The 1,969-nt window shown below is 70.7% G+C and carries 1 protein-coding gene; it reads right to left on the reverse strand.

Going from position 1 to position 1,969, the window contains the following annotated elements; translation table 11 throughout:
- Positions 1-1,969 (reverse strand): ATP-dependent DNA helicase DinG (dinG, locus tag RI841_RS14345; protein WP_310706314.1); only part of this gene is annotated, 1,969 nt, incomplete at both ends.

The raw sequence follows: 1,969 nt of genomic DNA on the forward strand, positions 1-1,969 counted from the left end.
CACCAGTTTGATCGAGGCGTCCGGCACGCTGATGCGCATGAAGGCATTGCCGCCTCGGCTCTCGATCCACTCGGCCAGCGTCGCCCCCACCGGGTCGTCCGGCACCGAGAAGGGCAGCCGGGTGATCACCACGTGAGTCAGGTAGTCCCCGGGCAGGTCAACCCCCTCGGCAAAGCTCGCCAGGCCGAAGATGATGCTGCCCTCCCCCGCGTCCACCCGCGCCCGGTGGCGGATGATCAGCTCGCGCTTGGGCAGGCGGTCCTGGGCCAGCACTCGCTCGCGCCGGGCCCTTGAGAGCGCCTTTTCGACGCCGCGGAGCTGGGCCCGTGACGAGAAGAGCATCAGAACCGCTTCCTGATCATCGAGCGCTTCCACGAAGTCGACAATGGCCCGCTCGTGCCCCTCGCGATCGGCGGGATCGACGGCCTCGCGAGGCACGCTGAGCACCGCCCGGGAGTAGTCGAAGGGACTGGGGAGGCGCTGGTAGCGGTAGCGGTTGGCCAGCCCGGCACGCTCCTGCAGCCGCTCGAAGCGTCCCAACGCCGTCAGCGTCGCCGAGGTGACCACCGCCCCGAAGGTGCTGCCCCAGAGGTTGCGGGCGAGGGTGTGAGCCGCGGAGACCGGGCTCGCCGAGAAGGTCAGCTCGGACTCGCCATGGAAGCGCTCCAGGGTCAGCCAACGCGCGCGGGGGGGCTCACCTTCGGGGTCCGTCTCGGTGAACGCCTGCCACAGGGCATGGGCCTCCAGGGCGCGGCCGTGGAGAAGGGCCACCAGCGGCAGCCAGGCCTCGGCCTGCTCCCGCGGCAGTCCAGTGTGCTTGTCCGGGTCGAGGCTCTCGCGCAGGATGTCGGCCATGCTCTCCAGGGTGCGGGAGAGCTCGGCAAAGAGCACCACCAGCCCCCCGGCCTGCTCGCGCAGTGCCTGTGGCACGCGCCCCATCTCGAAGCGATGGTGGCGGCTCTCCTCGCCGTCGGCCAGCCCCTGGGGGCGACCCGCCAACTGGTGACCGAGGGCGAAGGCCTCGCCGAGCCGTGGCTCCAGAGCGTTGATCGCCTCCGGGAGCCCTGCCAGCAGCCGCGCCAGGGTCGGCTGGACGGCCAGCGCCTGGTTGAGCTCGGTGAGCGAGCTCTTCAGGGTCTTCAGCCAGCGCAGCGCCCCGCCCACGGCGAAGCGGTAGGTGAAGTGCTGAAGGGCCTTGTCGGGCAGGTGGTGTCCCTCGTCAAAGACATGGATGCAGTCGCCCGGGGCCGGCAGCACCACGCCGCCGCCCAGGGCCAGGTCGGCCAGCACCAGGTCGTGGTTGGCGACGATGATATCGGCGTTCTCGAGGTGACGGCGGGCACGGAAGAAGGCGCAGGCCCCGAAGTGGCCACAGCGGCGGTTGGTGCACTGGCGGTGGTCCACGGTGAGGCGGCGCCAGTGGCTGTCCTCGATGGCCTCGGGCCAGCTGTCGCGGTCGCCCTCCCAGCGGCCGTTGCCGTAAGCCTCGCCCAGATCCTTGACCAGCGCCTGGAAGTCATCGCCGCCGCTGGCCAGGGACTGCTCGAAGAGCGACAGGGTGGCGTTCTCTTCTCCACCGTCCAGCGCCTGGTCGAGGCGCGCCACGCAGACATAGCGCCCGCGCCCCTTGGCCAGGGCATAGTCGAAGTCGAGTCCGCTGTGGGCCTTGAGCGCCGGCAGGTCCTGATGAAGCACCTGCTCCTGCAGCGCCACGGTGGCGGTGGCGATGACCAGCCGCTTGCCACGGGCCTTCGCCACCGGCAGCGCGGCCAGCAGGTAGGCCAGGGTCTTGCCGGTGCCGGTGCCGGCCTCGAGCACGCAGACATGCTCGTCGCTGGTGCGCCGACCGGCCTCATCGGCCTCGATCCCCGCCAGGGTTCGGGCGATCTCGGCAATCATCAGCCGCTGGCCATAGCGCGGCGTCAGCTCGAGGCCCTCGAGCACCCGCCGATAGGCGTCCTGGATCTCG

The sequence above is a fragment of the Halomonas sp. genome (assembly GCF_031581305.1).
Lineage (GTDB): Bacteria > Pseudomonadota > Gammaproteobacteria > Pseudomonadales > Halomonadaceae > Halomonas.